This is a genomic window from Desulfacinum hydrothermale DSM 13146, assembly GCF_900176285.1.
GTDB lineage: Bacteria > Desulfobacterota > Syntrophobacteria > Syntrophobacterales > DSM-9756 > Desulfacinum > Desulfacinum hydrothermale.
On the sequence record NZ_FWXF01000001.1, the window covers coordinates 219,255 to 244,246 of the forward strand.

Sequence of the window (24,992 nt, forward strand, 5' to 3'; positions counted from 1 at the left end):
AGGACAAGGGGATTCAGGTGGGGCGAGAAAACGGTCGGGGATGGATTGCGCTGGAAGAGGTGGATCTTGTGCGATCGGGAAAGGAGATCCTGCGGGGGATCTCCTGGCGCGTGAACCCGGGCCAGCACTGGGCCGTGGTGGGGGCCAACGGGTCGGGAAAGACCACGCTCCTCCTTTTGCTCGCAGGATACCTGTGGCCCACCCGGGGTGCGGTCACGGTGCTGGGCAAAAGGTTCGGGCAAGTGGACCTGAGGGAACTGAGGAAGCGCATCGGCTGGGTGGGATCCTTCCTGCAGGAACAGATCCCTCCCGGTCAGCGCCCCTTGGATCTGATCGTGGGCGGCAAATTCGCCTCCATCGGCGTTTTCCACACGCCGTCGGCGGCGGACTATGAAAAGGCGCGGGGACTGGCCCAGCGACTGGGATGCGCTCACGTGATGGAACGCCCCTACGGGGTGCTGAGCCAGGGGGAAAAGCAGCGGGTTCTCATCGCTCGGGCGCTCATGTGCGATCCCCGCCTTCTCATCCTGGACGAGCCCTGTTCCGGACTGGACCTGGTGGCTCGAGAGGATCTGCTGGCTTCCTTGAACGATCTGGGCGGATCCCAGGGAGGGCCCACGCTGGTGCTGGTCACCCATCATCTGGAGGAGATCATGCCCGTCTTTTCCCACGTTCTGCTTCTCAAAGACGGCCGTGGCCTGGCCCAGGGGCCCAAGGACCGGGTGCTCACGGCCCAAAACCTAGAAGCGGCCTTCCGCATCGCCATGGACGTGCAGCGGCGGGACGGGCGCTTCTGGGCCCACCCCCGCCTCAACTGCTGATCCCGCCGGAAGGCCTACTCGTAGACCTTTTCTTCCACGTCGTCGGCGCCCGGGGCGTCCATCTCCGCGTCCCGGGTGAGGCGTGCTTCCTTCATCTTCCAGTATTCCTTGTACCACTCGTTGGCGATGATCATCGACATGATCTCGTTGGTGCCGGTCCAGATGGAGGCCAGCCGAAGATCCCGGTAGATGCGTTCCACGGGGAAGATGGTGGTGTAGCCGATCCCGCCCATGACCTGCATGGCGTTGTGGGCCACCTTCTGACACGATTCGGTGACGAATTTTTTCGTCTCCGAGATCATGCGCCGGACGGTGGAAGCCGGTGCACCTTGGTCCACCGCCCGGGCGGTCACATGGACCATGGCCCGAGAGGCGTCCAGGAGCATGGCCGCTTCGGCCACCTGGAAGCTCACCCCCTGGAATTCGTTGATGGGCTGGCCGAAGGCCTTCCGGCGCGTGGAATAGCCCGTGGCCACCTCCAGGGCGGGTCGGGCGGCTCCTATGGTCATGGCGGCCGTTCCCAGGCGCTCGGGGATCATCATGGTCTTGAAGACCTCCACGCCGCCGTTCACCGTCCCCAGCACGTTTTCCTTGGGCACCTTCACGTCCCGAAAGACCAGGCGGCTGGTGCCCCCGCCGCGGCAGCCCATGAGGCCGTAGAGGTAGGAGGTTTCCACCCCCGGACCCCGGTCCACGATGAAGCAGGTGATCCCCCGGTGGGGTTCGGCCTGCGGGTCCGTGCGGGCATAAACCAGGAAGAAATCGGCGCCTTCCCCGCCCACGATGAAGCGCTTCTGGCCGTTGAGGACGAAGTGGTCGCCCCGGTCCACCGCCGTGGTGGTGGCGCCGAAAAAGTCCGATCCGCCCCGCGGTTCGGTGAGGCATTCGGCGGCGAAGATCTGGCCTTTGAGCAGCGGCACCACGTAGCGCTCCTTCTGGGCATCGGTGCCGTGGAGCACAATGGCGTCACAGACCAGTTCCGCCCCCACCCCGAAGGTGCAGGCGAAGATGTAGCCCAGGGTTCCCACTTCCTCCATGGCCACGCAGGTGCTCACCCAGTCCATCTCCCGGCCGCCCCATTTTTTGGGATAGCGGCAGCCCAGGAGGTTCCGGCGCCCGGCTTCCTGCAAAAACTCCTTGGGAAAGCGGATCTTGTCCGCGTCCATGTCCAGGATCATCTGACGCGGCACGGACTTGACGAAATCACGCACCTCGTCGCGCCACCGGCGCGTCCTTTCATCCAACAAGTGATCGAACATGACCGTCTCTCCTTTTATCGGCCTCAGAACATTTCCCGAAGCCTGAACTTCATCACCTTGCCGGTGGGGGTGTGGGGCAGGGCGTCCACGAAATGGTAGATGCGGGGGATCTTGTACTTGGCCAGCCGATCTTGGAGAAACCGGTTGAGCGCTTCCGCGCTGGGTTCCGTTCCCGGGGCCGGCACAACCACGGCCGTCACCGTTTCGCCCCAGTGGGGATGGGGGGTGCCGATCACGGCCACCTGGGCCACGTGCGGGTGTTCGGCCAGAACGTCCTCCACTTCCTTGGAATAGACGTTCTCGCCCCCGGTCACGATCATGTCTTTCAGCCGATCGACGATGGTGAGGTATCCGTCCTCGTCGATACGGGCCATGTCCCCGGTGCGGTACCAACCGTCGTGAAAGGCTTGGCGGGTGGCTTCGGGATCGTTGAGATAGCCCTGCATCATGGAGTCGGCCTTGAGCCAGATCTCACCCGTTTCGCCCGGACCGGCTTCCTCGGTCTCCGACTTCATGACCCGAAGGTCCGCACCGGGAAGTGCCTTGTTCCCGATGGATCCCGCCTTGGCCGCATGGGCCTGAGGCGGCAGCACCGTGCCGGTGGGGCCCGCCTCCGTCATGCCGTAGACCTGGTAGAACCGATCGCTCTTGTAGTGGGCCTGGAGCATGCGGACCGTGTCCGGGGCGATGGGGCCGCCGCCGTAGATCCAGGCCCGCATGGACGAAAGGTCGAAGTCGTCGAAGGTGGGGACCATCTGGAGCGGCATGAGATAGGAGATGGGGGCACCGAAGTAGACGGTGCACCGCTCGTCCTGGATGGCCTGGAGGAAGTGGAGCGGGTGGTACTCACGAAGAAGCACCGTGGTGGCCCCCACGTAGGAAGCGCCAAGGAACCAGTTGTTGAGAGGCGAAGAGTGCCAGATGGGCATGGCCATGAGGAGCCGGTCTTCTTCGTCCATCTTCACGGCAAGGGCCCCGGTGATGGCCGCCATGACCACGCTCCGGTGGGTGAGGACGCAGCCCTTGGGTTTTCCCGTGGTGCCGCTGGTGTAGAGGATCTCGGCCGTGGCGTCGTCGGAGATGGCCACGGCCTGGAACGCGGGGGCGGTCTCCAGGAGATCGGCCAGGAGAGGGCGGCCCGGGGCCGGGCTGTCCAGGGCGATCTGGGGGATGGAAAGGGTCAGGGCGTCGATGCTTTGGACCAGGGATCCGTCGAAAAAGAAGATCTTGGCCCCGCTGTGTTTTAGAATGTAGTCCACTTCCGGTGCGGCCAGCTTGTGGTTGACGGGCACCACGGCCGCCCCGGTCTTCTGGGCACCGAAAAAGACCGTGATGAAATCGGGCGTGTTGGGGCTCATGATGGCCACCACGTCCCCGGCTTGGATGCCGTGGGATTGCAAAATACCCGCCGCCCGTTCGGCCCGATCCTTCAGATCAAGAAACGACACACCGCGGCCCCGGGTGCGGATCGCGTCCTTGGATCCGAACTTGCGTGCGTTTCGGTCCACCATTTCCACCAGGTTCATGGCTTCTCCTCCCGTTGGAGTTCTTCCAGGCGCCTTTCCAGCTTCTTCTGCACGGCCAGAAGATCCTGTTCCAGGAGGACGAGATCCCGCATGCGTTCCCGGATCTCCTGGAGCTTTCTTCGGCCGTAGTCCAGGCTCTTTTGGATCTGGGACACTTCGTCCAAATCGGTATGGGCCATGCCGATCATCTCGGCGATCTCGTCCAGGCTGAACCCGAAGCGCTTGCCCCGAAGGATGAGTTTCAGCCGCGCGCGGTCCTTGGGCGTGTAGATGCGCTGATTGCCCGGGGTGCGCCGGGGGCTGATGAGGCCCTTTTCTTCGTAGAAGCGGATGGCCCGGGGGCTGATGTCCAACTGCGCGGCCAGCTGGGAGATGCTGAAGGTCTGTTGGGTGTTTTTTTTGGGTGACGTCATGGGATCCTCCCACCATTACGTTTACGTAAACGTAAAGTGGGGCGCCCTGTCAAGTCCTTTTCGCCGGATGGGAAGCCCGCGTCATCTGTGGGGGCGGTCTGAGAGCTGAAAAAAACACCACAAAGCACCGTGGCATTGTAACCGGTTGAACATCCCCCCAAAGACCGAAAGGACGTTGTGGGACAACCTTTTTTGGGCTTGTGCCCAGGCCTTTACCGAACACGTGGTCCCGGCCGTTTTCCGATGGACTTTTCACGCCTTTTTCCTTGACGAGCGGGAACGTTTTGGGGCATCTAACTGAACGAGCGCCCAGTTAGATCGGCCGGGACCCCCTTCCTCTCCGCACGTCCTCAAAGCTCCGTGCGCTCTTGCCCATCCTTCCGCCAGGTCCCGATAAGCAGAACCCGGCCGCCATGCCCGGTTGGAAGATGCCTTAAGGCCAATGCCGGCTCGCCGTGCAGGTTCCTTCCTGCCCGCATGGCTTGGCGCTCGCACCGGTACCCCGAAGGGCGGCTCGGCAGCCGGCTCAACGAGAGATACAGGGTGTCTTTGCCGCCGCAAAGCTTCCGCCCCGCGGGAAAGGCCCATCGGCATCCCATGAAGTGGCGGACACCAGCCCATGGCCCGTGCCACGTTCGGGGGCTCTCCCCTCTGGCAGTCCTGCGCCACGGGAAATGCGTTCATCTCCCGCGTTTTCAGACAAGCTCCAAGGAGATAGTACTTATAGGAGGAGGATTTCATGGTGGACAGTATCGGCGATGTCTTGACGCTCACCGCAGGAAAGTTTCCCCACAAGACGGCGGTCATCAACTATGGCGGTCCGTCCTTCACCTTCTCCCAACTGAACGAACGCGCCAACCGGCTGGCCCATGCCCTGAAGCGCCTTGGGGTGCAAAGGGGCGACCGGGTGGCCTACCTCTTTCCCAACACCAGCACCTTCTTGGAAATCCATTTCGCTGTGGCCAAGATGGGCGCCGTGGGGGTGCCGTTGAACGTTCGGCTCGTGGGCCGGGAACTCCAATACCAGATCCACCAGGCGGACGCCGTGTGCGTTCTCTTTCATGAAGCCTTCCACCACACGGTGCTGGGCATCCGGAACGATCTGCCCCAGGTGCGGTTCTTCATCGGCCAGGGCCCGGAAGGAGACGGTGTTCTGTCCTACGAATCGGTCCTGCAGGCAGGCGATCCCCGGGAACCCCACGAGCCCGCGCTCCTCTACGATCAGAACGTGGTCCTTTACACGGCCGGAACCACCGGCGTTCCCAAAGGGGCGGTTCTCAGCCACAAGAATTCCCTTTTCAACGCCATGACCATGATCATGGACTATGGCATGCGCCACGACGACGTGCTCCAGGTGGTGCCGCCCCTTTACCACAGCGCCTCCCTGAACGGCTTCGCCGTCACGGGGGTGCTGCTGGGGGCCACCCAGGTGCTCCACGCCGCCGTGGACCCGGCACAGATCTTCCAAAGCATTCAGGACCACCAGGTGACTTTCACCTGGGGGCCGGCGACCCTCTGGCGCATGCTCTTGGCCTATCCCCACCGGGGCCGCTACGATACCTCCAGCGTGCGCAGGGTGATCAACGGCGCCATGTACATGCCGGCCCCCATGCGCCGGGCCGTCCTGGAGATGTTTCCCAACGCCCGCATGGGCGATACCTACGGCATGACCGAAGCCTCTCCGTGCACCACCATCCTTCGGCCCGAAGACGTGCTTCGAAAACCCGCCTCCGTGGGCGTTCCGCTCACCATCTGCGATGTGAAGATCTTCGACGACCAAGGCCGGGAGCTTCCCCCCGGCCAGGTGGGAGAAATCGTCACCCGCGGAAACGTCATGATGGGCTACGACAAGAACCCGGCGGCCACCGCCGAAGCCCTCCTCAACGGCTGGTACCATACGGGCGATCTGGGCAGGAAGGACGAAGAAGGATTCATCTACCTGGTGGACCGGAAAAAGGACATGATCGTCACCGGGGGCGAAAACGTCTATTCACGGGAGGTGGAGGAGGTGATCGCGTCCCACCCGGCGGTCTTCGAAACCGCCGTGATCGGCCTTCCCGACGAACAGTGGGGGGAACGGGTGACGGCCGTGGTGGTGCTCCGGCCGGGGGCCGCCGTACGCCAAGAGGAAATCCTGGAGCACTGCCGCAAGAACCTGGCCGGATACAAGTGTCCCAAGGCGGTGGTCTACCGGGAAGAGCTTCCCAAGAGCGCCGCCGGAAAGATTCTCAAGAAGGACCTTCGAACCGAATTGCTGGAGAAGGAGACCCCAAGGTGAAAGGGCGAGAGGACCGTTCCCCGCACCCCTGTCTCCTTGTCTCTTCTTCCCAAAGCCTTGCCGTCCTTTCGAGGGACGCCGCCACGCAAACCGCTTAAAAGGAGGGCCTGCCATGAAAGAGATCGTCCAGGGATTTCCCGCCACGTCCAATGACGACTATCCTTTGAACATGATCGCCTTCATGAAGCATGCGGCTCAAAACTATCCGGAAACGGAGGTGGTGTCCCGGAACCTGGACGGGAGTCTCCGCGGGAGCACCTACGGAGAAATATGGTCGCGGGTGAAACGACTCGCCAAGGCCCTGGAAGGGATCGGGGTTCGGGCGGGCGACCGAGTGGGAGCCCTGGACTGGAACACCCACCGCTTCATGGAACTCTACTTTGCCGTCTCGGGCATCGGCGCGGTGCTCCTGGAGCTCAATCCGCGCATTTCGGCCGCGGAGCGGGCCTACGTGTTGAACCACAGCGAAGCCCGGTTTGTGGCCGTTTCCGCCTCCCTTCTCCCCGTCATGGAGCCTCTGGCGGCGGAATGTCCCACCGTCCAGGCCCTGATCGTCCTGGACGACCTGGGAAAGGGGCTGCCCCGGACCGCTTTTTCCCGGGCCCACGACTACGAAGGGCTCATCAAGGAAACCGACGACGATTTCCAGTTTCCCTGGGTCGACGAACGATCCGCCTGCACGGCCTGTTACACGTCGGGAACCACCGGAAAGCCCAAGGGCGTCTACAATTCCCACCGGGCCATGTATCTCCACACCCTGGCCATCGCCCAGGCGCTGAACATAACCCAGGACGACGTGATCCTGCAGATCGTTCCCATGTTCCACGCCCAGGGCTGGGGCATGTTTTTCTGCGGGCCCATGCTGGGAGCCAAGCTGGTCTTTCCCGGGCGCTACACCATGGAGGATCCGTCGCCGCTTGTGGATCTGCTGGTGGACCAGAAGGTGACCGTGACCTGCGGGGCGCCGGCCATCTTCCTTCCCATGTTGCATCACATCAAGAAGATGGATCCCAAGCCGGATCTCACAGGCCTTCGCATGATCAGCGGCGCCACGGAACCGCCCCTGGCCCTCATGAAAGGATACCACGAACTGGGCGGCGCCCGGGTGATTCACGCCTATGGAGCCACGGAGACCGCCCCCCTGGTGACCGTGAACCACCTGAAACCGTCCCTGAAAGACCTTGCGGAAGCGGAACGTTGGGAGCTTCGAAAGAAGCAGGGGTTTCCCGTTCCGGGGCTCGACGTGAAGGTGGTGGGCCCCGACGGAGCGGAACTGCCGCGGGACGGGGCCAAGGTGGGCGAAGTGCACATTCGCGGTCCCTGGATCACCCGGAGCTACTACAAGGATTCCCGGAGCGCCGAATCCTTCACCGAGGACGGATACTGGCGGAGCGGCGATGCGGGAACCATCGATCCCAACGGCTACCTGAAGATCACGGACCGATTCAAGGATCTGATCAAGAGCGGCGGCGAGTGGATCTCGTCCATCGACCTGGAAAACGCCATCATGGCCCATCCGGACGTGCTGGAGGCGGCCGTGATCGGTATCCCCCATCCCAAGTGGGAGGAGCGGCCGCTGGCGCTGGTGGTGCTCCACGAAAGCGCCCGGGGAACACTCACCCAGGAGGCGATCCTGGACTTCATCCGCCCCCATTTTGCCAAGTGGCAGCTGCCCGACGAGGTGCTCTTTGTGGACGCCATTCCCAAAACCAGCGTGGGCAAGTTCGCCAAGCGCGTGGCGCGGGAGCAGTATGCCGGCTATTATGGTGGAGCGCGTGGTGAGTGACGGGTGCACAGTGCAAATGGACGACGAAAAATGCGTAGTAAAAAAGGGAGGGTGTTGAAGCATGCCTGAACTGGTGGAGATCATCGATCACGGCAAGGTGCGGGAAGTGGCCCTGAACCGGCCCAAGAACCTGAACGCCTTGAACCTCCAGATCATGACCGAACTGGCCGATGCCCTCACGGCGGCTGCGGCGGATGCGTCCGTGCGCGGGGTGTGCCTCACGGGCCGGGGCAAGGCCTTCTGCGCCGGGGGGGACCTCAAGTGGACCCTGGACTTCGCCGACGATCCGGGGGTGTCCTTCCACACCCTGGCGGGCCAGCTCAATCGGGTGGCCGTGGAACTTCGCCACATGCCGAAGCCCGTGGTGGCGGCCGTCCAGGGGGCGGCGGCGGGAGCGGGCTTCACCCTGGCCCTGGCCTGCGATTTTCGGATCATGGAAAGGTCGGCCTTCTTCCTGCAAGCCTACACCTCCAACGGGTTGTGCATGGACGGGGGCGGCACCTTCACCCTGCCGCGCCTGGTGGGCCTGGCCCGCGCCCTGGAAATCGCCGCCTTCGACGAACGCATCCCGGCGGAAAAGGCCCTGGAATGGGGCCTGGCCAACCGGCTGGTCGACGACGGAACGGCCCGGGACGAGGCCTTCACCATGCTCAACCACCTGGCGGAACGTTCGCTCCATTCTTTCGCCCGCTGCAAGGAGCTTTTCAACCAGGCCTTTCAAAACGACTTCGAGACCCAGGCGGAAAGGGAGCGGCGGGCCCTGGCGGCCTGCGCCCGTCATGACGACGGCCGCGAGGGGCTCCGGGCGTTTGTGGAAAAGCGGCCGCCCAAGTTTGTGTGAGGGGTCAAGAGCCAGCAACAAGGAGCTTGTCCGAGGACGCCCAGGTTCCTTTCTTCTTGTGTGGGCGTAAGGTTGGGACTTTCAATCAAGCTTGTGCTGCCGGCCTGGCCGTGCCGCAGTAGGGGCGGGTTCCAAACCCGCCCCTATCTCAAAACTCAAAAAGCATCACATGGCACAGTTGAATTGCATTTGTCAGGAAGGCCCAAAAGACTGAGAGGCCTTTGTCAGACAACCTTTTAAGGTCGAAGCCAGGAGCATGTCTTTTTTCTTGTCCCTTGGGCCTTTCATCTTTCCCCCAGCTCGAAAGGAGGAGTGTGGTCATGGTGTCCGGAAAGCCCCTGAAAAGAGAGGATCAGGTCCACTACCACCGTTTCGACCGCGAAAGCATCCACTTTTTGCGGTCGCGCTACAACCACATCACCCGCTGGGTCATTGCGGACATCGTGCGGCGGAGCGCCTATCGGTATCCGGACAAGCCCGCCCTGGTCTTCGGGGACACGGTGCTCACCTACGCCCAGTTGGAAGAAGCCGCCAACCGGGTGGCCCAAGGCCTGCTCTCGCTGGGCCTGCAGCGTTTCGACCGGGTGGCCATCCTGGCCCACAACACCATCCACCATGTGCTCACCTGGCTGGGCACGGCCAAGGCCGGCGGGGTCTACCTGGCCATCAACTACCTGCTGCGGGGAAAGGACATCGCCTACTGCATCAACCATTCGGAGGCGCGGTTCTTCATCGTGGAAGACGCCTTGGCGGAACTGGTGGACGGGGTGCTGGATCAGATGCCCACCGTGGCACACCGCATCTGGTCCCAGCAGGGGGCGGGGAAGGCCGCTCCCCAGGGCTGGCTCGATTTCGACGCCTGGGCGGACGCCCAGCCCGCGCAAGAGCCGGACGTGGAGCTTCACATCGAGGACCCGGTGCAGATGACCTACACCAGCGGCACCGAATCCCTTCCCAAGGGCGTGGTGCTCACCAACCAGTCCCTCATGGCCCAGTACATGGGCGCCATCGTGGACGGCGACTATTCTTCGGAGGACGTGAACCTGAACGCGCTGCCCATCTTCCACTGCGCCCAGCGCGATGTCTTTCTCACGCCCTTCCTGTGGCTGGGGGCCACCAACGTGCTCCTTGCCACGGCCGACGTGCCCACCATCCTGGAGCAGATCGAAAGGCACCGGGCCACGGTCTTCTTCGCCCCGCCCACGGTCTGGATCGGCCTGCTGCGCCATTCGGACTTCGAAAAGCGGGACCTTTCCTCGGTTCAGAAGGGCTACTACGGGGCGTCCATCATGCCCGTGGAGATCCTCAAGGAGATCCAGCGGCGGCTGCCGTCCTGCCAGAGACTCTACAACTACTATGGGCAGACGGAGCTTTCTCCGTACCACACGATCCTCAAGCCCGCCGACCAGCTCACCAAGCCGGGATCCGCCGGCATGGGCGGCCTCAACATGGAAACCTCGCTCCTGGATGACCTGTGCCGGCCCGTGACCACCCCGGGGGTTCCCGGAGAAATCTGCGGCCGCGGCCCCCACGTGATGCTCATGTACTTCAAGGATCCGGAAAAGACGGAAGAGGCCATGGCCGGCGGCTGGTTCCATTCCGGGGATGTGGGCGTGCTGGACCAAGACCGTTACATCACGGTGGTGGATCGCAAAAAGGACATGGTGAAGACGGGCGGCGAAAACGTCTCCACGCGGGAGGTGGAAGAGGTCATCTACACCGACCCGAGGGTGTCCGAGGTGGCGGTGATCGGGGTTCCCCATCCCAAGTGGGTGGAGGCGGTAACGGCCGTGGTGGTGCCCAAGGCGGGAGAGAACGTGACGGAAGAGGAGATCCTGGCGCTGTGCAAGCGGGAACTGGCCGGCTTCAAGGTGCCCAAGGCCGTGGTGGTGGTGGAAGCCCTGCCCAAGACCCCCACGGGAAAGATCCTCAAGCGCGACCTTCGAAAGCACTACCAGGATCTCTTCCGCTGATCCGTTCCGGGCGGTGGCGCCCGTCGCCCTTCCCTGGGAGCCCAAAACGGATCACCGACGCCGAATCAGGAGGGACCGTTTCGCCCACCGCCCCGACTCACAGCCGCCTTCCCCAGCGCAGGGCGTTGGCGGGAATCGCGCAGCCCAGATCGTCCTGGATCCACTCGGATCCCAGGCGTCTGAAAGGAAAATATATCAAGCTTTTATCCCGGAATGCGAACCGGGTGTCGCGGATTTTTGGGAAAATGTCCTCTTTGCCGGCCGCCACGGCCCCCAGCAGGATGGGCGTGAATTGGAAGGCCTCCACGGCCGGAAGGGTCACCGGGTAAAGGGGGGCGCGGGGCGGTCGGCCCCGAGGAGGGAAATGGGGCTGGGCCAGGGTGGCGAACCGGGCCAGCAAGAGCAGGTGCTTGGGCGACACCTTGAAGGCCGGGATGAGGAACCGGAAGGGACGGGACGCGGCTTCCGGAGACATGTTTCGGGAAATGTTTGCCAGGCGCGCCAAGTCGTCTGCGGTCTCCAGGGGCAGGCCCTGGCAGCGGATGTCCAGGGCCCAGAAGGGGAGCCAGGCGGTGCCCTGGGAATGGAGCGGGGCAAAGGAGGTGTCCACGGGGTGGAATCCCGACGGGCCCATCTCCCAGGAGGAATGACAGTTGGGGCAAAAAAGGACCAAGGTGTCCCGTTCCCCCTCCAGGTCGTCGCCGCAGTGGGGGCAGAGGGTGGGGCGAAAGGCCGGTGGGTCGGGCGGAGCGGTGCCGGACGATGGCTGCGTGCCGGCCTGCGGGATTTTTTCAGCGGAAAGGTTTCGGCCCGTAATGGCATCCACCAGCGCTTCGTCTTCCCGGAAGACAGGGCTGTAGATCAGGCTCAAGGCCTCGCCGATGAAGGCCTGGAAAAAGAGCCTCCCGGATAGGTTGGAAAGCCGTCCTCGCAGGCCGTTTCCCAATCTTTTCAGGAAGTCTTTGCGGGAAAGGGACGGGGCCAGAAACCGGCCGGGGATTTCCGGCCCGGCGAAGCGAAGCGAAAGCGCCTGGGGCCGCAGGCCCAGGGAAGAGGGCATGCCGGCCAGTCCCTCGACGGCACGAGCGTTGGTGTCCAGAACCCGGTGCGCCACCCGGTTCCCGTCCAAGGCGAAGACCAGGCCGCGGAATCGCCAGTAGGGGACGAAGAGCAGGTCCTTGCGGGCGTGGTCGGGGTGGGGCGCCAGCACGTGGGAAAAGTGGGGCCGCTGATCCACGAAGAGGCGCACCCGGCAGAAGGGACACTGGAGGATCCGGTCCGTCTCCTCCAGGACCACGGTGCCCCCGCACTGGGGGCACGATTGGTGGATGTGGAAGTTAGAGCCGTTCACCGCACTGGTCGCAGAAGGCGGCCTGGGGCAGGTTCACGGCCCCGCAGTTGCCGCACTTCTTTTCCTGGGGTTTTTCGGCCACCGCGTTGCCGCAGCGGGGACAGAACCGGGCGTTGGGCGGTACGTTTTTGCCGCAGTAGGGACACTGGTCGAAGACCACCAGGTGGTGGCCGCAAAAGGGGCAAAAGCGCGCCTCGGCCGGCACATGGTGCCCGCAGTCGGGGCAGACGGGAGCAGTGGCCCCGTCCGAGGCGGCACCCGGGGTCCCGGGCGCCGGTTCCGGGCCGTCTGGAGCCAAAGCGCGGCCCAGCAGCCCCGGCATCATGAAGGCCAGGCCCAGCCCGGCACCCTCGCCGGCCGTTCCCGGGTTTTCCGCCGCCTTTTCCAAGGCTGTGGCCGCTTTGAGTTTCATGAGCCGGTTCAGGTCGTCGAAGAGCCCCAGCTTGCTCCGGTCGTCCATGGCTTTTTGGACCTCGGGCGGCGGCGTGATGGCATTGATGTAGAGGTGCGTGAGTGCCATGCCGAAATGGGCCAGATCCTTTTCCAGGCGGGCCCGGAGGCGCTCCGCCCACTCGTCGTAGCGGCCGGGAAGGTCCAGGAGGGTGTCCAGCTCTTCCCCCATGAAGTCATTGAGGCGGGAGACGATCACGCGACTCAGGTAGTCTTCCACGTCTTGGGTGGAAAACCGGCCCACGGTGCCCACCATGCGGTTGATGAAGAGCAGGGGCTGCACGATGCGCACATTGTAGATCCCGTGGGCGCGCAGCCGGATGAGCCCCAGTTCCCGGTCCTTGAAGGCCACCGGATCCCGGGTGCCCCACTTGAGGTTGCTGAAGACCTTGCTGTTGATGAAGTAGACTTCGGCCCGCAGAGGGCTGGCAAAGCCCCAGGGAAGGCTCAGGATTTTGGTGAGGATGGGGATGTTGGCCGTTTTCAGGGTGTGCCGGCCGGGGCCGAACCCGTGCACCGCCTTTCCCTGGTAGAAGAGCACGGCGGCCTGGCTTTCGCGCACAGTGAGCTGCGCGCCGAACTTGATCTCGCCGGAACCTTCTTGGGGGATGCGATGGAGCATCTCTCGGCCGGTGGGATCGAACCATTCGATGACTTCCAGGAAGACCAGGTTGTGGGTGCCCATGGAACCATCCTTTCATGGAGGTTGTGAGGATACGCTCCTCTTAACGGCACGTCCGTCCGATCTCTTGAAGAAAAAGAATGGTCTTTCCCGTTCCGGATGCGGAAAGGGCGGCCCCACCCTTGTCTGCTTCCACAGAGGGGGGTTGCCTGGTCGGAGTTGTCGCGTGGTCCCAAGAATGGGGCTGAGGCGGCGTGTCCGGTCTGGGGTTTTAGCGCGCCCCCTTGCCGTTCCCCCATCTTTTTCTTGACAAGGGGGATGGAGTCTGCCACCAAACTGAACGAGCGCTCGGTTAGATGACCGTCCCCCCATTCCCATCCAAGGAGGTTTGCCATGGTTGGATTGACTGCCTACGGCGCCTACGTACCCCGGTACCGCCTGGAACGAAAAACGGCGGCCCAGGCCATGGGCTGGCTGAACCCCACCGTCTGGGCCCTGGCCGGTGGAGAAAAGGCCGTGGCCAACGTGGACGAAGATTCCATCACCCTGGCGGTGGCCGCCGTGCGAAACGCCCACAACGGCCCCGATCCCCTTTGCGGGGCCCTGCACGTGGCCTCCACCACCTTCCCCTACGCCCGGAGACAAAACGCCGTGATCGTCCGAGAAGCCCTGAACCTTCCGGAAGGCGCCGCCGCCCTGGATGTGACGGGATCCACCCGGGCGGGCACGTCGGCGCTTCTGGCCGCCCTGAACCAGGTGGCGTCCGGGGCGGTGCGGCGGGCCTGGGTGGCGGCGGCCGACGTGCACCGGGCCAAGATGGGAAGCGCCGATGAGCTCCTTTACGGTGATGGGGGAGCCGCCCTGGCCGTGGGAGACGAAGAGGTGCTGGCGGCCTTCGTGGGATCCTTCACGCTCACGGCGGACTTTCCCGACCATCTTCGGGAAACGGAAAAGCCGCTTCCCCGAAGCTGGGAGGAACGCTGGGTCCGGGACGAAGGCTACCTTTCTCTCATTCCCCGGGCGGTGGGCGCCTATATGGAAAAGGCGGGCCTTTCGCCGGAAGAGGTGGCCGCCGTGATCTATCCGTGCCCCTATGTCCGTGAACACGCCGCCATGGGAAAGCGCCTGGGCCTGCCCCCGGAAAAGGTGGCCGATCCCCTGGCCGCCCAACTGGGCGATACGGGAGCGGCCCATCCGCTTCTCATGCTCTGCCGCGCCCTGGAATCCGCCTCGCCGGGGGACCACCTGCTGGTGGTGGGATTCGGAAACGGCGTGGACGTGCTCCACTTCCAGGCCACCGACGCCGTGGTCTCCTTCCAACCCGCCAAGACCTTCGACGCCCTCCTGGCCCGCAGGGCCCCGCTGGTTCCCTACGAGAAGGCGCTGGCCTTCCGGGAGCTGACCCCCGTGGAAACGGGCATCCGAGGCGAATTCCAGGCGGAACCCCCCCTTTCCGTCCTGTGGCGGAACCGCCGGGCCGTCCTGGGCCTTCAGGGCACCCGCTGCAGCCGGTGCGGCACGCCCCAGTTTCCTCCCCAGCGCATCTGCGCCGTTCCCGAATGCCAGGCCGTGGACGAGACGGAGCCCTACCTCTTTTCCCACCGGTCGGCCCGGATCTTCAGCTACACGGGAGACAACCTGGCCTTCTCCCTGGATCCTCCCCAGATCTATGGGATCGTGGACTTCGACGAAGGCGGGCGCATGATGCTGGACTTCACCGATTGCTCCCTGGAGGCGATTCAGGTGGACCAGCCGGTGGAGCTTCATCTCCGCCGCAAGTACCACGATGCCCATCGCGGCGTGCACACCTACTTCTGGAAGGCCGTTCCCATCGAAACACCGCAGCGATAAGGAGGCGACGACCATGGCAACGGGTATCAAGGACAAGGTGGCGATCCTGGGCATGGGCTGTACCCGGTTCGGCGAACGCTGGAACGACGGCGCCGAGGACCTCATGGTGGAAGCCTTCCAGGAAGCGCTCCAGGACGCGGGGATCGAAAAACATGAGATCGAGGCGGCCTGGCTGGGCACCTGCTTCGACGAGGTGAACATCGGAAAGAGCGCCATCCCCATGGCCCAGGCCCTGAAGCTTCCCAACATTCCCGTCACCCGCGTGGAGAACTTCTGTGCCACGGGAACGGAGGCCTTCCGGGGGGCGTGCTACGCGGTGGCGTCCGGGGCCTGCCGCATCGCTCTGGCCCTGGGCGTGGAAAAGCTCAAGGACACGGGCTACGGCGGCCTTCCCGGTTTCGACACCGCCATGGGGACACTCAACCGCTTCATCCTCCCCAATTTCACCGCTCCGGGGGGCTTCGCCCTCATGGCCACGCGCTATTTCGCCAAATACGGCATCTCCCCGGAAGAGGGCAAGATGGCCTTGGCGAAAATTTCCACCAAGAGCCACCGGTGCGGGGCCCTGAACCCCAAGGCCCATCTGCGAAAGGAGATCAGCCCGGAACAGGTGCTCAAGGCGCCCATCATCGCCTGGCCCCTGGGGCTTTTCGACTGCTGCGGGGTGAGCGACGGGGCGGCGGCGGCCATCGTGACCACCCCCGATGTGGCCCGGGCTTTTCAAAAGAACCCCGTGCTGGTCAAATCCCTCCAGATCGCGGCCACCTCCGGCGAAGAGATGCTCACCACCCGCTGGGACGGCACCTACCTGAAGACCACCACGGAAGCGGCCAAGCGGGCCTACGCCGAGGCGGGGATCGCCAAGCCCCGGGAGGAACTGAGCGTGCTGGAGGTGCACGACTGCTTTTCCATCACGGAACTGGTCACCTACGAGGACCTGCAGATCTCCGAGCGGGGACGGGCCATTCGGGACATCAACGAGGGCTTTTTCGATCTGGAAGGAAAGATCCCCTGCCAGTCGGACGGAGGGCTCAAGTGCTTCGGGCATCCCATCGGAGCGTCCGGGATCCGGATGATCTACGAGGTGTACAACCAGCTGCTCCACCGGGCGGGCCCCCGCCAGATCCCCGACCCGCGGCTGGGGCTCACCCACAACCTGGGGGGCATCCCGTCTTTCAGTGTGTGCAGCGTGGGCATTTTCGGTCTGTAACCTTCCCCGCCATTCAAAGGAGGGCGCCATGATCCTGGCTTCACCGGAACGCATCCAGGAATACACGGAAAAGGGCTGCTGGCAGGACCGCACGCTCATCGACGATTTCAAGGCGCATGCCCGGAAGATGCCCGAGGCCGTCGCCATGGTGGATCCGTTCAACAAGGAGGCGCTGCTGGGGACGGACCCGGAGCGGGTGCGCTACGCCCGGTTCGAGCGGGCGGTGGACGGAGCCGCCACGGCCCTGCGTGCCGAGGGGATCGGAAAGGACGATATCGTCCTGGTGCAGCTTCCCAACTGCTGGGAGCTGGCGGCCCTCTATCTGGCCATCGCCCGGGCAGGCGGCATCATCTCCCCCATGCCCATGCAGTGGCGCGCCAAGGAAGTGCGCTACGTGGCCGAACTCACCGGGGCCAAGGCTCTCATCACCGTGGAGGACTTCCACGGGTTCGGATACCTGGCCATGGCCCGGGAGGTGCAAAGGGACGTGCCGGGCCTGGCCAAGCTCTACACCTACGGGGACGTGCGGCGCATGATGGACGAGACGCCCGACCCGGACCTGGACAGGGTTCCCGTGGATCCCAACGACATCTTCACTATCTGTTGGACCTCGGGAACAGAAGCCCAGCCCAAGGGATGCCCCCTGAGTCACAACAACTGGCGCTGCCAGGCGGCCATCCTGCCGGCCAGCGGGATGCGCCCGGGCGACGTGATGCTCACCGCCGGGCCTCTGGTGAACATGGCGTCCGTGGGAACGGTGCTGGTTCCCTGGATCCACTTCGGGGGCACGGTCGTCTTGCACCATCCCTTCGATCCCATGCTGCTCCTCAAGCAGATGGTGGAGGAAAGGATCCAGTACACCCTTCTGGTCCCGGCCGTGGTGAATCTCATCTTGAAACATCCGGCGGCCCAGGGGGTGGATCTCAGTTCCATTCGGGTCATCACGGTGGGCTCGGCGCCCCCGTCGCTTTGGGCCATGCAGGAATTCAAGAAGCGCTGGAACGTGGACATCGGCAACATCTGGGGCCAAAACGAGGGCACGGCCATCATCTCCGGCGTCACCGACGTGCCCGACATGGAGGTCCGGGTGAACCACCTGCCCCGCTATGGGGCGCCTGGGGTGCAGTGGGCCACGCCCATGGCCCGGTTCATCCAGACCAAGGTGGTGGGCCCCGACGGGCAGGAGCTCACCCAAGAAGGCGCCGTGGGCGAACTGCTCTACCGCGGTCCCAACGTGATTCCAGGCTATTTCAGACGGCCGGACCTGAACGAAACCAGCTTCGATGCCCAGGGCTACTTCCGCACGGGAGACCTTTTCCAGATCGTGGGCGATCGCTACCTGAAGTTTTTTGACCGGGCCAAGGACATCATCATCCGGGGCGGCTACAACATCAGTGCTCAGGAAGTGGAAAACGTGCTGCTGGGCCACCCGGCGGTGCAGGACGTGGCGGCCGTGGGCATGCCCGACGAAAACCTGGGCGAGCGCACCTGCGTCTACGTGGTGCCCAAGCCCGGGGAGACGGTCACCTTGGAAGGGATCGTGGCTTACATGAAGGAACAGGGAGTGGCCACCTACAAGCTGCCGGAACGGTTGGAGGTGGTGGAGACCATTCCGCGAAACCCCGTGGGCAAGATCCTCAAAAAGGAACTGCGCCGCCACATCCGGAAGCGGTTGGACCTGGCGTGAGAGCCCTGCGGCCTTGGCCGACCGGGGAAGGCTTTGGGGAGCAGTTTTTGCGGGGCGGTAGCCCCGCGGCGCCACAAGGAAGGAATGATTCCAGGCCCTTGGACCTTATCCCTTTTTCCCTTTGAACCCAATCCAGGAGGGCACCACATGGAAAAGATGCTGGAAGGAAAAGTCTGTCTCATCACGGGAGCCGGCCGGGGCATCGGCCGGGCGGCGGCCCTTCTCTTCGCGGCGGAAGGTGGTCGCATGGTTCTGAGCGACCTGGATCCGGAGCCGGTCCAGGAGGTGGTGGAGGCCATCAAGGCCGCGGGCGGCCAAGCCGTGGCCGTGGCCGGAGACGTGACGGCGGACGGCTTTGCGGAAACGTTCGTCCGGACGGCCGTGGACGCCTTCGGGCCGGACATCCACGTGATCGTCAACAACGCCGGCTACACCTGGGACGGCGTGGTGCACAAGATGACCGACGAGCAGTGGGAAGCCATGTTGAAGGTCCACTGCACGGCCCCGTTTCGGATCGTGCGGGCCGCGGCCCCCTACATGCGCGAAAACGCCAAGAAGGAAGCGCAAGAAGGGCGCGTAGTGATGCGAAAGATCATCAACGTCAGTTCCGTGGCCGGAACGGACGGCAATCCCGGCCAGGCCAACTACTCCACGGCCAAGTCCGGCATCCTTGGCTTCACCAAAACGCTGGCCAAAGAATGGGGGCGCCTGAATGTGAACGTGAACGCCGTGGCCTACGGCTGGATCCAGACCCGGCTCACCCAGCCCAAGGGGGAAGACACCGTGCTGGAAAAGGACGGAACAAAGATCGCCATCGGTGTTCCCAAAAACCAGCTGGAAGCCTTCCGCATGATGATCCCCCTGGGAAGGCCCGGAACGCCCGAAGAAGCCGCTCGGGTCATGCTCTTTCTGGCATCGCCCCTTTCCGACTATGTCTCCGGCCAGGTGATCAAGGTCACCGGCGGCTGGTGAGAGGGATAGGGGAGTGGGGCGTGACTCGTGGGGCGTCTCGGCGTCCCCGCCATGAAGAAAGGAGAAAGGCCATGATCGATGCCAGCCGGGTGGGGCTCACTCTGGGGCCCATGGACCACCGGGTCACGTGGCGCGATGTGATCCTCTATCACCTGGGGATCGGCGCCCGGGCCAGCGATCTGCACTTGGTTTGGGAAGGGGCTCCGGGGGGACTCCAGGTCTGCCCGTCCTACGCGGTGATTCCCGCCTTCCAGCCCTTCTTCCATGTGCTGAAAGAGCTCAAGATCGATCTTCGCACCGTGCTGCACGGAGAAGAAGCCATTCGTCTCCACGGGCCCATTCCGGCCCAGGGTGTGTTGAAGACCACCGTGCGGGTGGCCGGAATCTACGACAAGAAAAAGGCGGCCCTGGTGGTTCTGGAGACCCGCACCACCGACGAGGCGGGAACGGCCCTTTTCGACACCCGCGCGAGCCTCTTTTGCCGCGGACTGGGCGGCTGGGGAGGCGATCCGGGGCCCAAGGCGGAAAGCGTTCCGGTGCCCCGGGACAGGGCCCCCGATTTTGAGATCTCCCAGCGGACCATCGAAGAACAGGCGGCCCTCTACCGCCTTTCCGGGGACGTGAACCCGCTGCACATCGACCCGGAAACGGCCAAGGCGGCGGGCTTTCCCAAGCCCATCCTGCACGGGCTGTGCACCTTCGGCTTCGCCACCCGAGCGATCCTGGAAGGGGCCTGCGGCGGGGAGGTGCACCGGCTCAAGGCCTTCCAGGTGCGTTTCGCCGACGTGGTCTTTCCCGGAGAGAGGATCACCACCCGGGGCTGGAAGCTGGAAGACGGCCGCTACGCCGTGCAAGCCGAAACTAAACGGGCCGTGGTGCTGTCCCACGCCGTGGCCGAGGTGGAAGGCTGACCGGAGAGCGTGCCGGGGATTCCTTCGTTGACGAACGGGCGTCCGGCAAGGCATAAAGACTCCGACGCCGAGGGGGCTGAATCATGTTTCGGGAAGAACACCAGATCTTTCGGGAGGCCTTCCGTCGGTTTTTGGACCGTGAGGTGACGCCGCACATGGAACGGTGGGAGGCGGAGGGGATCGTTCCCCGCCAGGTGTGGCGCACCATGGGGGAAGCGGGGTTCCTCTGCCCGTGGCTTCCCGAGGAATACGGTGGAAGCGGCGCCGATTTTCTCTATTCGGTCATCATCGCCGAGGAGTTGGCCAAGGCCGGGGCGGTGAGTCTCATGGCGCCGCTTCACAGCGACATCGTGGCCCCGTACCTGTACGCGCTGGGAACGGAGGAGCAAAAGATGCGCTGGCTTCCCCGGTGCGCGTCGGGTGAGATGATCCTGGCCGTGGCCATGACGGAGCCCAACACGGGTTCCGACCTGGCCGCCATCCGCACCCGAGCCGAAAGGGACGGGGATTTTTGGGTCATCAACGGCCAGAAGACCTTCATCTCCAACGGCATCCTGGCGGATCTGGTGATTGTGGCGTGCCGCACCGGGGCGCCCGATTCGGGCGCCAAGGGCCTGAGCCTCATCTGCGTGGAACGGGACGCGCCGGGATTTGCCCGCGGGCGCAACTTGAAAAAGATGGGCCTGCACGCCCAGGACACCGCCGAACTCATCTTCGATGAGTGCCGCGTGCCGGCGGAAAACCTGCTGGGACGGCTCCATGGCGGCTTTTACCACCTGATGGACCATCTGCAGCAGGAACGGCTCATGGCGGCCGTCATGGCCCAGGCCATGGCCGAGGCCATGCTGGAGATGACGATCCACTACGCGCGGGGACGCACCGCCTTCGGCCGTCCCATCGCCGCCTTCCAGCACAACGCCTTCAAGATCGTGGACATGGCCACGGAGGTGAAGCTGGGGCGCGCGTTCCTGGATCGACTCATCGGGGATCACCTGGAGGGGAAGGACCTGGTCACGGACGTGTCCATGGCCAAGGCGTGGATTGCGGAGATGGCCAACCGGGTGGCCTACCAGTGCGTGCAGCTGCACGGCGGCTACGGCTACATGGAAGAATATCCCATCAGCCGGTTCTACCGGGATGTTCGGGTCATTCCCATCTTCGCGGGCACCACGGAAGTGATGAAGCTCATCGTGGCCAAGCGGCTGGGGCTTTTATGAAACCACCAAGGAGCGCACGGACCATGACGACCTGGTCCCCGACGCCGTGGCCCGGACAACTTAACCAACCACAAACCGCCTGGTCCATACGTCCGGGCGACCCACACTACTTATAGGAGGGACCCATGAATTTCGAATTTCCAGAGGAACTGAAGATCCTGAAGGAGGAGGCCTACAAGTTCGCCGTGCGGGAATTCACCCCCGTTTCCCAGGAATGCGATCGGGAGGAGAAGTATCCCCGGGAGGTGTGGAAGAAGGCGTGCGAATACGGATTCATCGGCGCGTGGATCCCGGAGGAATACGGGGGAGCTGGAGCGGGATTCCTGGCCAATACCATCATCACCGAGCAGTTCAGCCGGGTGGACATGGGCATCGGGCTCATCATGGCGTCCTGCTTCGGAGCGGAAAACATCTATCTCTACGGCACGGAAGAGCAGAAGAAGGAATACCTTCCCCGGATCGCCTCCGGCGAGATCATCTTCGCCGGCGCCTACACGGAACCCAACGCGGGAACGGACGTGGCGGGCATCCGCACCCGGGCGGTTCGCGACGGCGACCACTTCGTCCTGAACGGCCAGAAGATGTTCATCACCAACGGCAGCATCTGCGACTACTTCGTGGTCTTTTGCATCACCCATGCGGACGCGCCGCGCCACAAGCGCTTCAGCCTGCTCATCGTGGACGCCCATTCGCCGGGCATCACCCGCAACAAGATCCAGGGCAAGATGGGCATCCGGGCCAGCGACACGGCGGAGATCAGCTTCGAGGACGTGCGGGTGCCGGTGGAAAACATCGTGGGAAAGGAAGGCAACGGCTTCTACCAGCTCATGGACTTTTTCAACACCACCCGGACCATGGTGGCTGGCCAGGGTGTGGGTCTGGCCCAAGGCGCCCTGGACAAGGCGGCCCAATACGTCCAGGAGCGGGAAGTCTTCGGTCAGCCCCTGGCCCATTTCCAGGGCGTGCAGTTCCAGCTGGCGGAAATGGCCACGCGCATCGAGCTGGCCCGACAGCTCACCTACAAGGCCGCCTGGCAGGTGGACCAGGGCCGGATCGATCCCAAGCTGAGCGCCATGGCCAAGTACTACGCCGGTGAGACGGCCGTGTGGGTGGCCGACAAGGCCCTGCAGCTCCACGGCGGCTACGGCTATATCGACGAATACGACGTGCAACGCTTCTACCGGGACGCCAAGATCCTGGAGATCTACGAAGGCACCAAGGAAGCGGAAAAGCTCACCATCGCCAAGATCGTGCTCAAGGAATACCAAAAGGGATAGGACCGACGGACCGCGGCGGGGCCTGGGCTCCGCCGCTCCAGGGGCGCAGCAAGGAAGCCATGAAAGAAGACAAGAAAGACACGGCCGCGGAAATCCTCCAGGCCGCCCAGCAGCTCTTTTACGAAAAGGGATACGAAAACGCCAGCACCCGGGAGATCTCCGCCCGGGTGGGCATCAGTAAGGCGGCCCTCTACCACCACTTCCGGAACAAGGAAGAGATCCTCTTTCGCCTCTGCCTCCAGGCGGCCGATGAGCTGGTGGGCAACATGCGCCGGGCCATCGCCCGCAACGTGGGCTCCCAAAAGCCGCTCAAGGAGCAGCTCACCGACATCCTCATCGAATACCTGCGCACCTACATGAAGAACGAAAACTTCAACAAGATCCTCTTCCACGACATGGAATACCTGCCGGAAGACAAGAAGCGGGTCATCCTGGACAAGGAAAAGGAAAACGTGCACCAGCTCCGCACCTACCTGGCAACACTCATGGGAGACGGCACCATCCGCTCCGTGCATCCCACCGTGCTCACCTTCTCCCTCATCAGTTCGCTCCACTGGCTCTACTTCTGGTATAAGCCCGGCGGGCCCCTGACGCTGGAAGACGTGGCCGAACAGATCGCCGACCTCTTCCTCCACGGCCTCTTGCCCAAGGCCTAGCCACTTGCCCGAGAATGCCCAGGTTGCTCTCTGCTTGGGCGGACGGAGTGTTGGGGCTATCCGCCGGGGGCCGTGCAGCCGGCTTGGCCTTTCAGTCGTAGCCCAAGGTTGTCACTTTTTTGTGTAACTGGCTGTTATCCTTAAACTATGGATTTTTGTTCTTCACTACAAATTTTCAGTCGATGTCAGGTCGTCTGAAGAGATCAAAAAGAGCCACATGGCACGGTGCAATTGCAATGGGTTGGAAATTTCCAAACCAACGAAAGGCCGTTGTGGGGTGGACTCCCAGGAGCCGTCTTGGCCGTGATCCCAATCGCCGTCAAGTCGGGTCTCCCGGCAAAGGCCCGGGGAAGGGAGATGTCTTTTTCCCCGCGGGGCGGCGAGCCGCACCGGGCCGGTGGTCCAAAACCGAGCCGTCTGCGGATCGAATCGCCAGCGCGTCCCGGTCTCTCTAGTTTGTCTCCGTCCCCATGACCCCATTTACGCTGCATGGTCCAGGGGCACCCGCACCAGGAACACATCGGTGGCCGCGTCCGCCCGCAGCCGGTAGGCCGGAAGGACGGCGGGTACGAAAAACCCTTGGCCGCGCCGGTAGTCCAGGCGGCCCGTCTTGCCGAGTGCATCCCAGAAGATTTCGCCGACGCCTTGCACCACGAAGAGCACCTCCGGACCTCCGGGCCGGGAAAGCACTTCCTGGCAGCCTTTTCCAAGACGCAGTCGATGGATTTCAAAATCCGGACAGGGGACCCCATAGACCGTGCGGGGAGAGGCCGGATCCGGGGTGAAGATGGGCGGAGCTCCGGGCTGGAAGCGAAGGATCTCCAGGAGCGCGTCCACGTCCTTGAACTTGGTCGTGAGGCCCAGGCGCACCACGTTGTCCGAATTGGCCATACATTCGGCGATGTTTCCTTTGAGGTACGCGTGGGGAAGGCCCGCGTCCAGGTAGATGGCCTGGCCGGCCTTGAGTTCCACCTGGTTCAGGAAAAAGAGGACCAGGAGCCCCACGTCCGTCTTGCCGTACTTTTCATAGAGGAAGAGGTAGAGATCCTGGAATTCATCCCGGTTCGGCCGCGTGGAAAACCTTTGAGCCAGCGCGTCCGTGGTGCGCGACAGAAGGTCCGGCCGTTGGCGGGCCGTTTGGAGCAGTCGGGTGAAGGCCCGCCGGATCGCCTCGTCTTCCGGAAGGGGCGGCTCGGTTCCATCCAAGTCCCCCACCAGGGCCTGCAATTGGGGATGAACGCGAAGTGTTTCCTTCCATTGGCCAAGCGGCTTGAACCCCGCCAGGGCCTGCAGGGACTCCAAGGCGATGGCGATCTCCGGCTTGTGATGGGCGTCCGGGTAGTGTTCGGGGTCCCGGGCGTGGAGCACCTGGGCTTGGGCCTTGTTGGGATGGGCCTGGATGGAAAGGGGTTCGGCTGCGGAAAGGATCTTGAAAAGAAAGGGCAGGTGGTCTCCGAAGGCCCGTTGTACGCTCGATCCCAGAAGGGCGCGCGGCCAGCGGGCAATGGCCTGGTTCAAGGGGATCCAACGGCCGTCCAGATCCAGTCGGGACGGTGCCGACGGATGGGCCCCCACCCAGAGCTCCGCCGCGGGGGCGTCCGGCGGGGCGTCTTCTCCCAGCAGGCGGGGGATGAAGGCCCGGGGACCCCGCTCCCCCCAGGCGTAGGGCTGGATGGGATTGTGAAGCCGGTAGGGGCGCGCTTCCAGCACATCGTGCCTGGTTTCCATGATGACACCTCCGTTGGGATGCGGCCGGCCTTGACCGCTTTCAACGTCACTTGCAAGGATTCTGGGAGGCTGTGCTAAAATGGCTTCTGGGCCTGTGGGTGAGGAAAGACCTCACCGCGGAACTCTATCCCTTACGCCTTCGAAACATCCTGAAAACGAAAAG

19 protein-coding genes are annotated in these 24,992 nt (G+C 63.7%); 13 read left to right on the top strand and 6 right to left on the bottom strand.

The window, feature by feature from the left end:
• The first annotated feature begins 17 nt into the window (after window positions 1-17).
• A complete protein-coding gene (locus tag B9A12_RS01080; protein ID WP_084055693.1) occupies window positions 18-821 on the top strand; it encodes an ABC transporter ATP-binding protein in 804 nt (267 codons plus the stop codon).
• 14 nt (window positions 822-835) lie between these two features.
• On the opposite strand, the gene B9A12_RS01085 is transcribed toward B9A12_RS01080, so the two are convergent.
• The 3 genes from B9A12_RS01085 to B9A12_RS01095 are packed head-to-tail and all read right to left on the bottom strand — an operon-like array spanning window position 836 to window position 4,019.
• Window positions 836-2,080 carry an acyl-CoA dehydrogenase family protein gene (locus tag B9A12_RS01085; RefSeq protein ID WP_084055694.1) on the bottom strand — a complete coding sequence of 415 codons (1,245 nt, stop codon included), beginning with the start codon at window positions 2,078-2,080 and terminating at the stop codon, window positions 836-838.
• Window positions 2,081-2,103: 23 nt separating this feature from the next.
• Window positions 2,104-3,606 carry a class I adenylate-forming enzyme family protein gene (locus B9A12_RS01090; RefSeq protein WP_084055695.1) on the bottom strand — a complete coding sequence of 501 codons (1,503 nt, stop codon included), beginning with the start codon at window positions 3,604-3,606 and terminating at the stop codon, window positions 2,104-2,106.
• On the bottom strand, window positions 3,603-4,019 hold the full coding sequence (locus tag B9A12_RS01095) for a MerR family transcriptional regulator (RefSeq protein ID WP_084055696.1): 417 nt from the start codon (window positions 4,017-4,019) through the stop codon (window positions 3,603-3,605). Before B9A12_RS01095 ends, B9A12_RS01090 begins: the two co-directional genes overlap by 4 nt.
• A gap of 739 nt (window positions 4,020-4,758) precedes the next feature.
• On the opposite strand from B9A12_RS01095, the gene B9A12_RS01100 reads away from it, so the two are divergent.
• From B9A12_RS01100 to B9A12_RS01115, 4 genes are all read left to right on the top strand, one after another.
• Window positions 4,759-6,297: a class I adenylate-forming enzyme family protein gene (locus B9A12_RS01100; RefSeq protein ID WP_084055697.1), complete on the top strand. Its 1,539-nt coding sequence runs from the start codon at window positions 4,759-4,761 to the stop codon at window positions 6,295-6,297.
• Window positions 6,298-6,409: 112 nt separating this feature from the next.
• Window positions 6,410-8,083 (top strand): long-chain fatty acid--CoA ligase, encoded by a 1,674-nt coding sequence (locus B9A12_RS01105; protein WP_084055698.1) that lies wholly within the window; start codon window positions 6,410-6,412, stop codon window positions 8,081-8,083.
• Between the two features lie 61 nt (window positions 8,084-8,144).
• Window positions 8,145-8,924, top strand: a complete 780-nt coding sequence (locus B9A12_RS01110; protein WP_084055699.1) for an enoyl-CoA hydratase/isomerase family protein — start codon at window positions 8,145-8,147, stop codon at window positions 8,922-8,924.
• A 320-nt stretch (window positions 8,925-9,244) separates the two neighbouring features.
• Window positions 9,245-10,897: an acyl-CoA synthetase gene (locus tag B9A12_RS01115; protein WP_084055700.1), complete on the top strand. Its 1,653-nt coding sequence runs from the start codon at window positions 9,245-9,247 to the stop codon at window positions 10,895-10,897.
• Window positions 10,898-10,994: 97 nt separating this feature from the next.
• On the opposite strand, the gene B9A12_RS01120 is transcribed toward B9A12_RS01115, so the two are convergent.
• On the bottom strand, window positions 10,995-12,248 hold the full coding sequence (locus B9A12_RS01120) for a TFIIB-type zinc ribbon-containing protein (protein ID WP_139796426.1): 1,254 nt from the start codon (window positions 12,246-12,248) through the stop codon (window positions 10,995-10,997).
• A complete protein-coding gene (locus B9A12_RS01125) occupies window positions 12,235-13,383 on the bottom strand; it encodes an SPFH domain-containing protein (RefSeq protein ID WP_084055702.1) in 1,149 nt (382 codons plus the stop codon). The genes B9A12_RS01120 and B9A12_RS01125 overlap by 14 nt, the downstream gene beginning before the upstream one ends.
• A 330-nt stretch (window positions 13,384-13,713) precedes the next feature.
• On the opposite strand from B9A12_RS01125, the gene B9A12_RS01130 reads away from it, so the two are divergent.
• The 8 genes from B9A12_RS01130 (at window position 13,714) to B9A12_RS01165 (ending at window position 23,101) form a co-directional block, all read left to right on the top strand.
• The gene (locus B9A12_RS01130; protein WP_084055703.1) at window positions 13,714-15,171 is read left to right on the top strand and encodes a hydroxymethylglutaryl-CoA synthase family protein; all 1,458 of its coding nucleotides are present in this window, start codon (window positions 13,714-13,716) and stop codon (window positions 15,169-15,171) included.
• Between the two features lie 13 nt (window positions 15,172-15,184).
• A complete protein-coding gene (locus tag B9A12_RS01135) occupies window positions 15,185-16,381 on the top strand; it encodes an acetyl-CoA acetyltransferase (RefSeq protein ID WP_084055704.1) in 1,197 nt (398 codons plus the stop codon).
• A 28-nt stretch (window positions 16,382-16,409) separates the two neighbouring features.
• Window positions 16,410-18,068 carry an AMP-binding protein gene (locus tag B9A12_RS01140; protein ID WP_084055705.1) on the top strand — a complete coding sequence of 553 codons (1,659 nt, stop codon included), beginning with the start codon at window positions 16,410-16,412 and terminating at the stop codon, window positions 18,066-18,068.
• A gap of 147 nt (window positions 18,069-18,215) precedes the next feature.
• Entirely contained in the window at window positions 18,216-19,040 is an 825-nt protein-coding gene (locus tag B9A12_RS01145) for an SDR family NAD(P)-dependent oxidoreductase (protein WP_084055706.1), read from the top strand.
• Between the two features lie 71 nt (window positions 19,041-19,111).
• Window positions 19,112-19,951 carry a MaoC/PaaZ C-terminal domain-containing protein gene (locus B9A12_RS01150; RefSeq protein WP_084055707.1) on the top strand — a complete coding sequence of 280 codons (840 nt, stop codon included), beginning with the start codon at window positions 19,112-19,114 and terminating at the stop codon, window positions 19,949-19,951.
• An 83-nt stretch (window positions 19,952-20,034) separates the two neighbouring features.
• The gene (locus B9A12_RS01155; protein ID WP_084055708.1) at window positions 20,035-21,168 is read left to right on the top strand and encodes an acyl-CoA dehydrogenase family protein; all 1,134 of its coding nucleotides are present in this window, start codon (window positions 20,035-20,037) and stop codon (window positions 21,166-21,168) included.
• A 125-nt stretch (window positions 21,169-21,293) separates the two neighbouring features.
• Window positions 21,294-22,445, top strand: coding sequence for an acyl-CoA dehydrogenase family protein (locus B9A12_RS01160; protein ID WP_084055709.1), 1,152 nt, complete (start codon window positions 21,294-21,296; stop codon window positions 22,443-22,445).
• A gap of 59 nt (window positions 22,446-22,504) precedes the next feature.
• Entirely contained in the window at window positions 22,505-23,101 is a 597-nt protein-coding gene (locus B9A12_RS01165) for a TetR/AcrR family transcriptional regulator (protein WP_084055710.1), read from the top strand.
• A gap of 480 nt (window positions 23,102-23,581) precedes the next feature.
• Here the strand turns inward: B9A12_RS01165 and manA are convergent, their stop codons facing one another.
• The gene (gene manA, locus B9A12_RS01170; protein WP_084055711.1) at window positions 23,582-24,829 is read right to left on the bottom strand and encodes a mannose-6-phosphate isomerase, class I; all 1,248 of its coding nucleotides are present in this window, start codon (window positions 24,827-24,829) and stop codon (window positions 23,582-23,584) included.
• Between the last annotated feature and the right edge of the window lie 163 nt (window positions 24,830-24,992).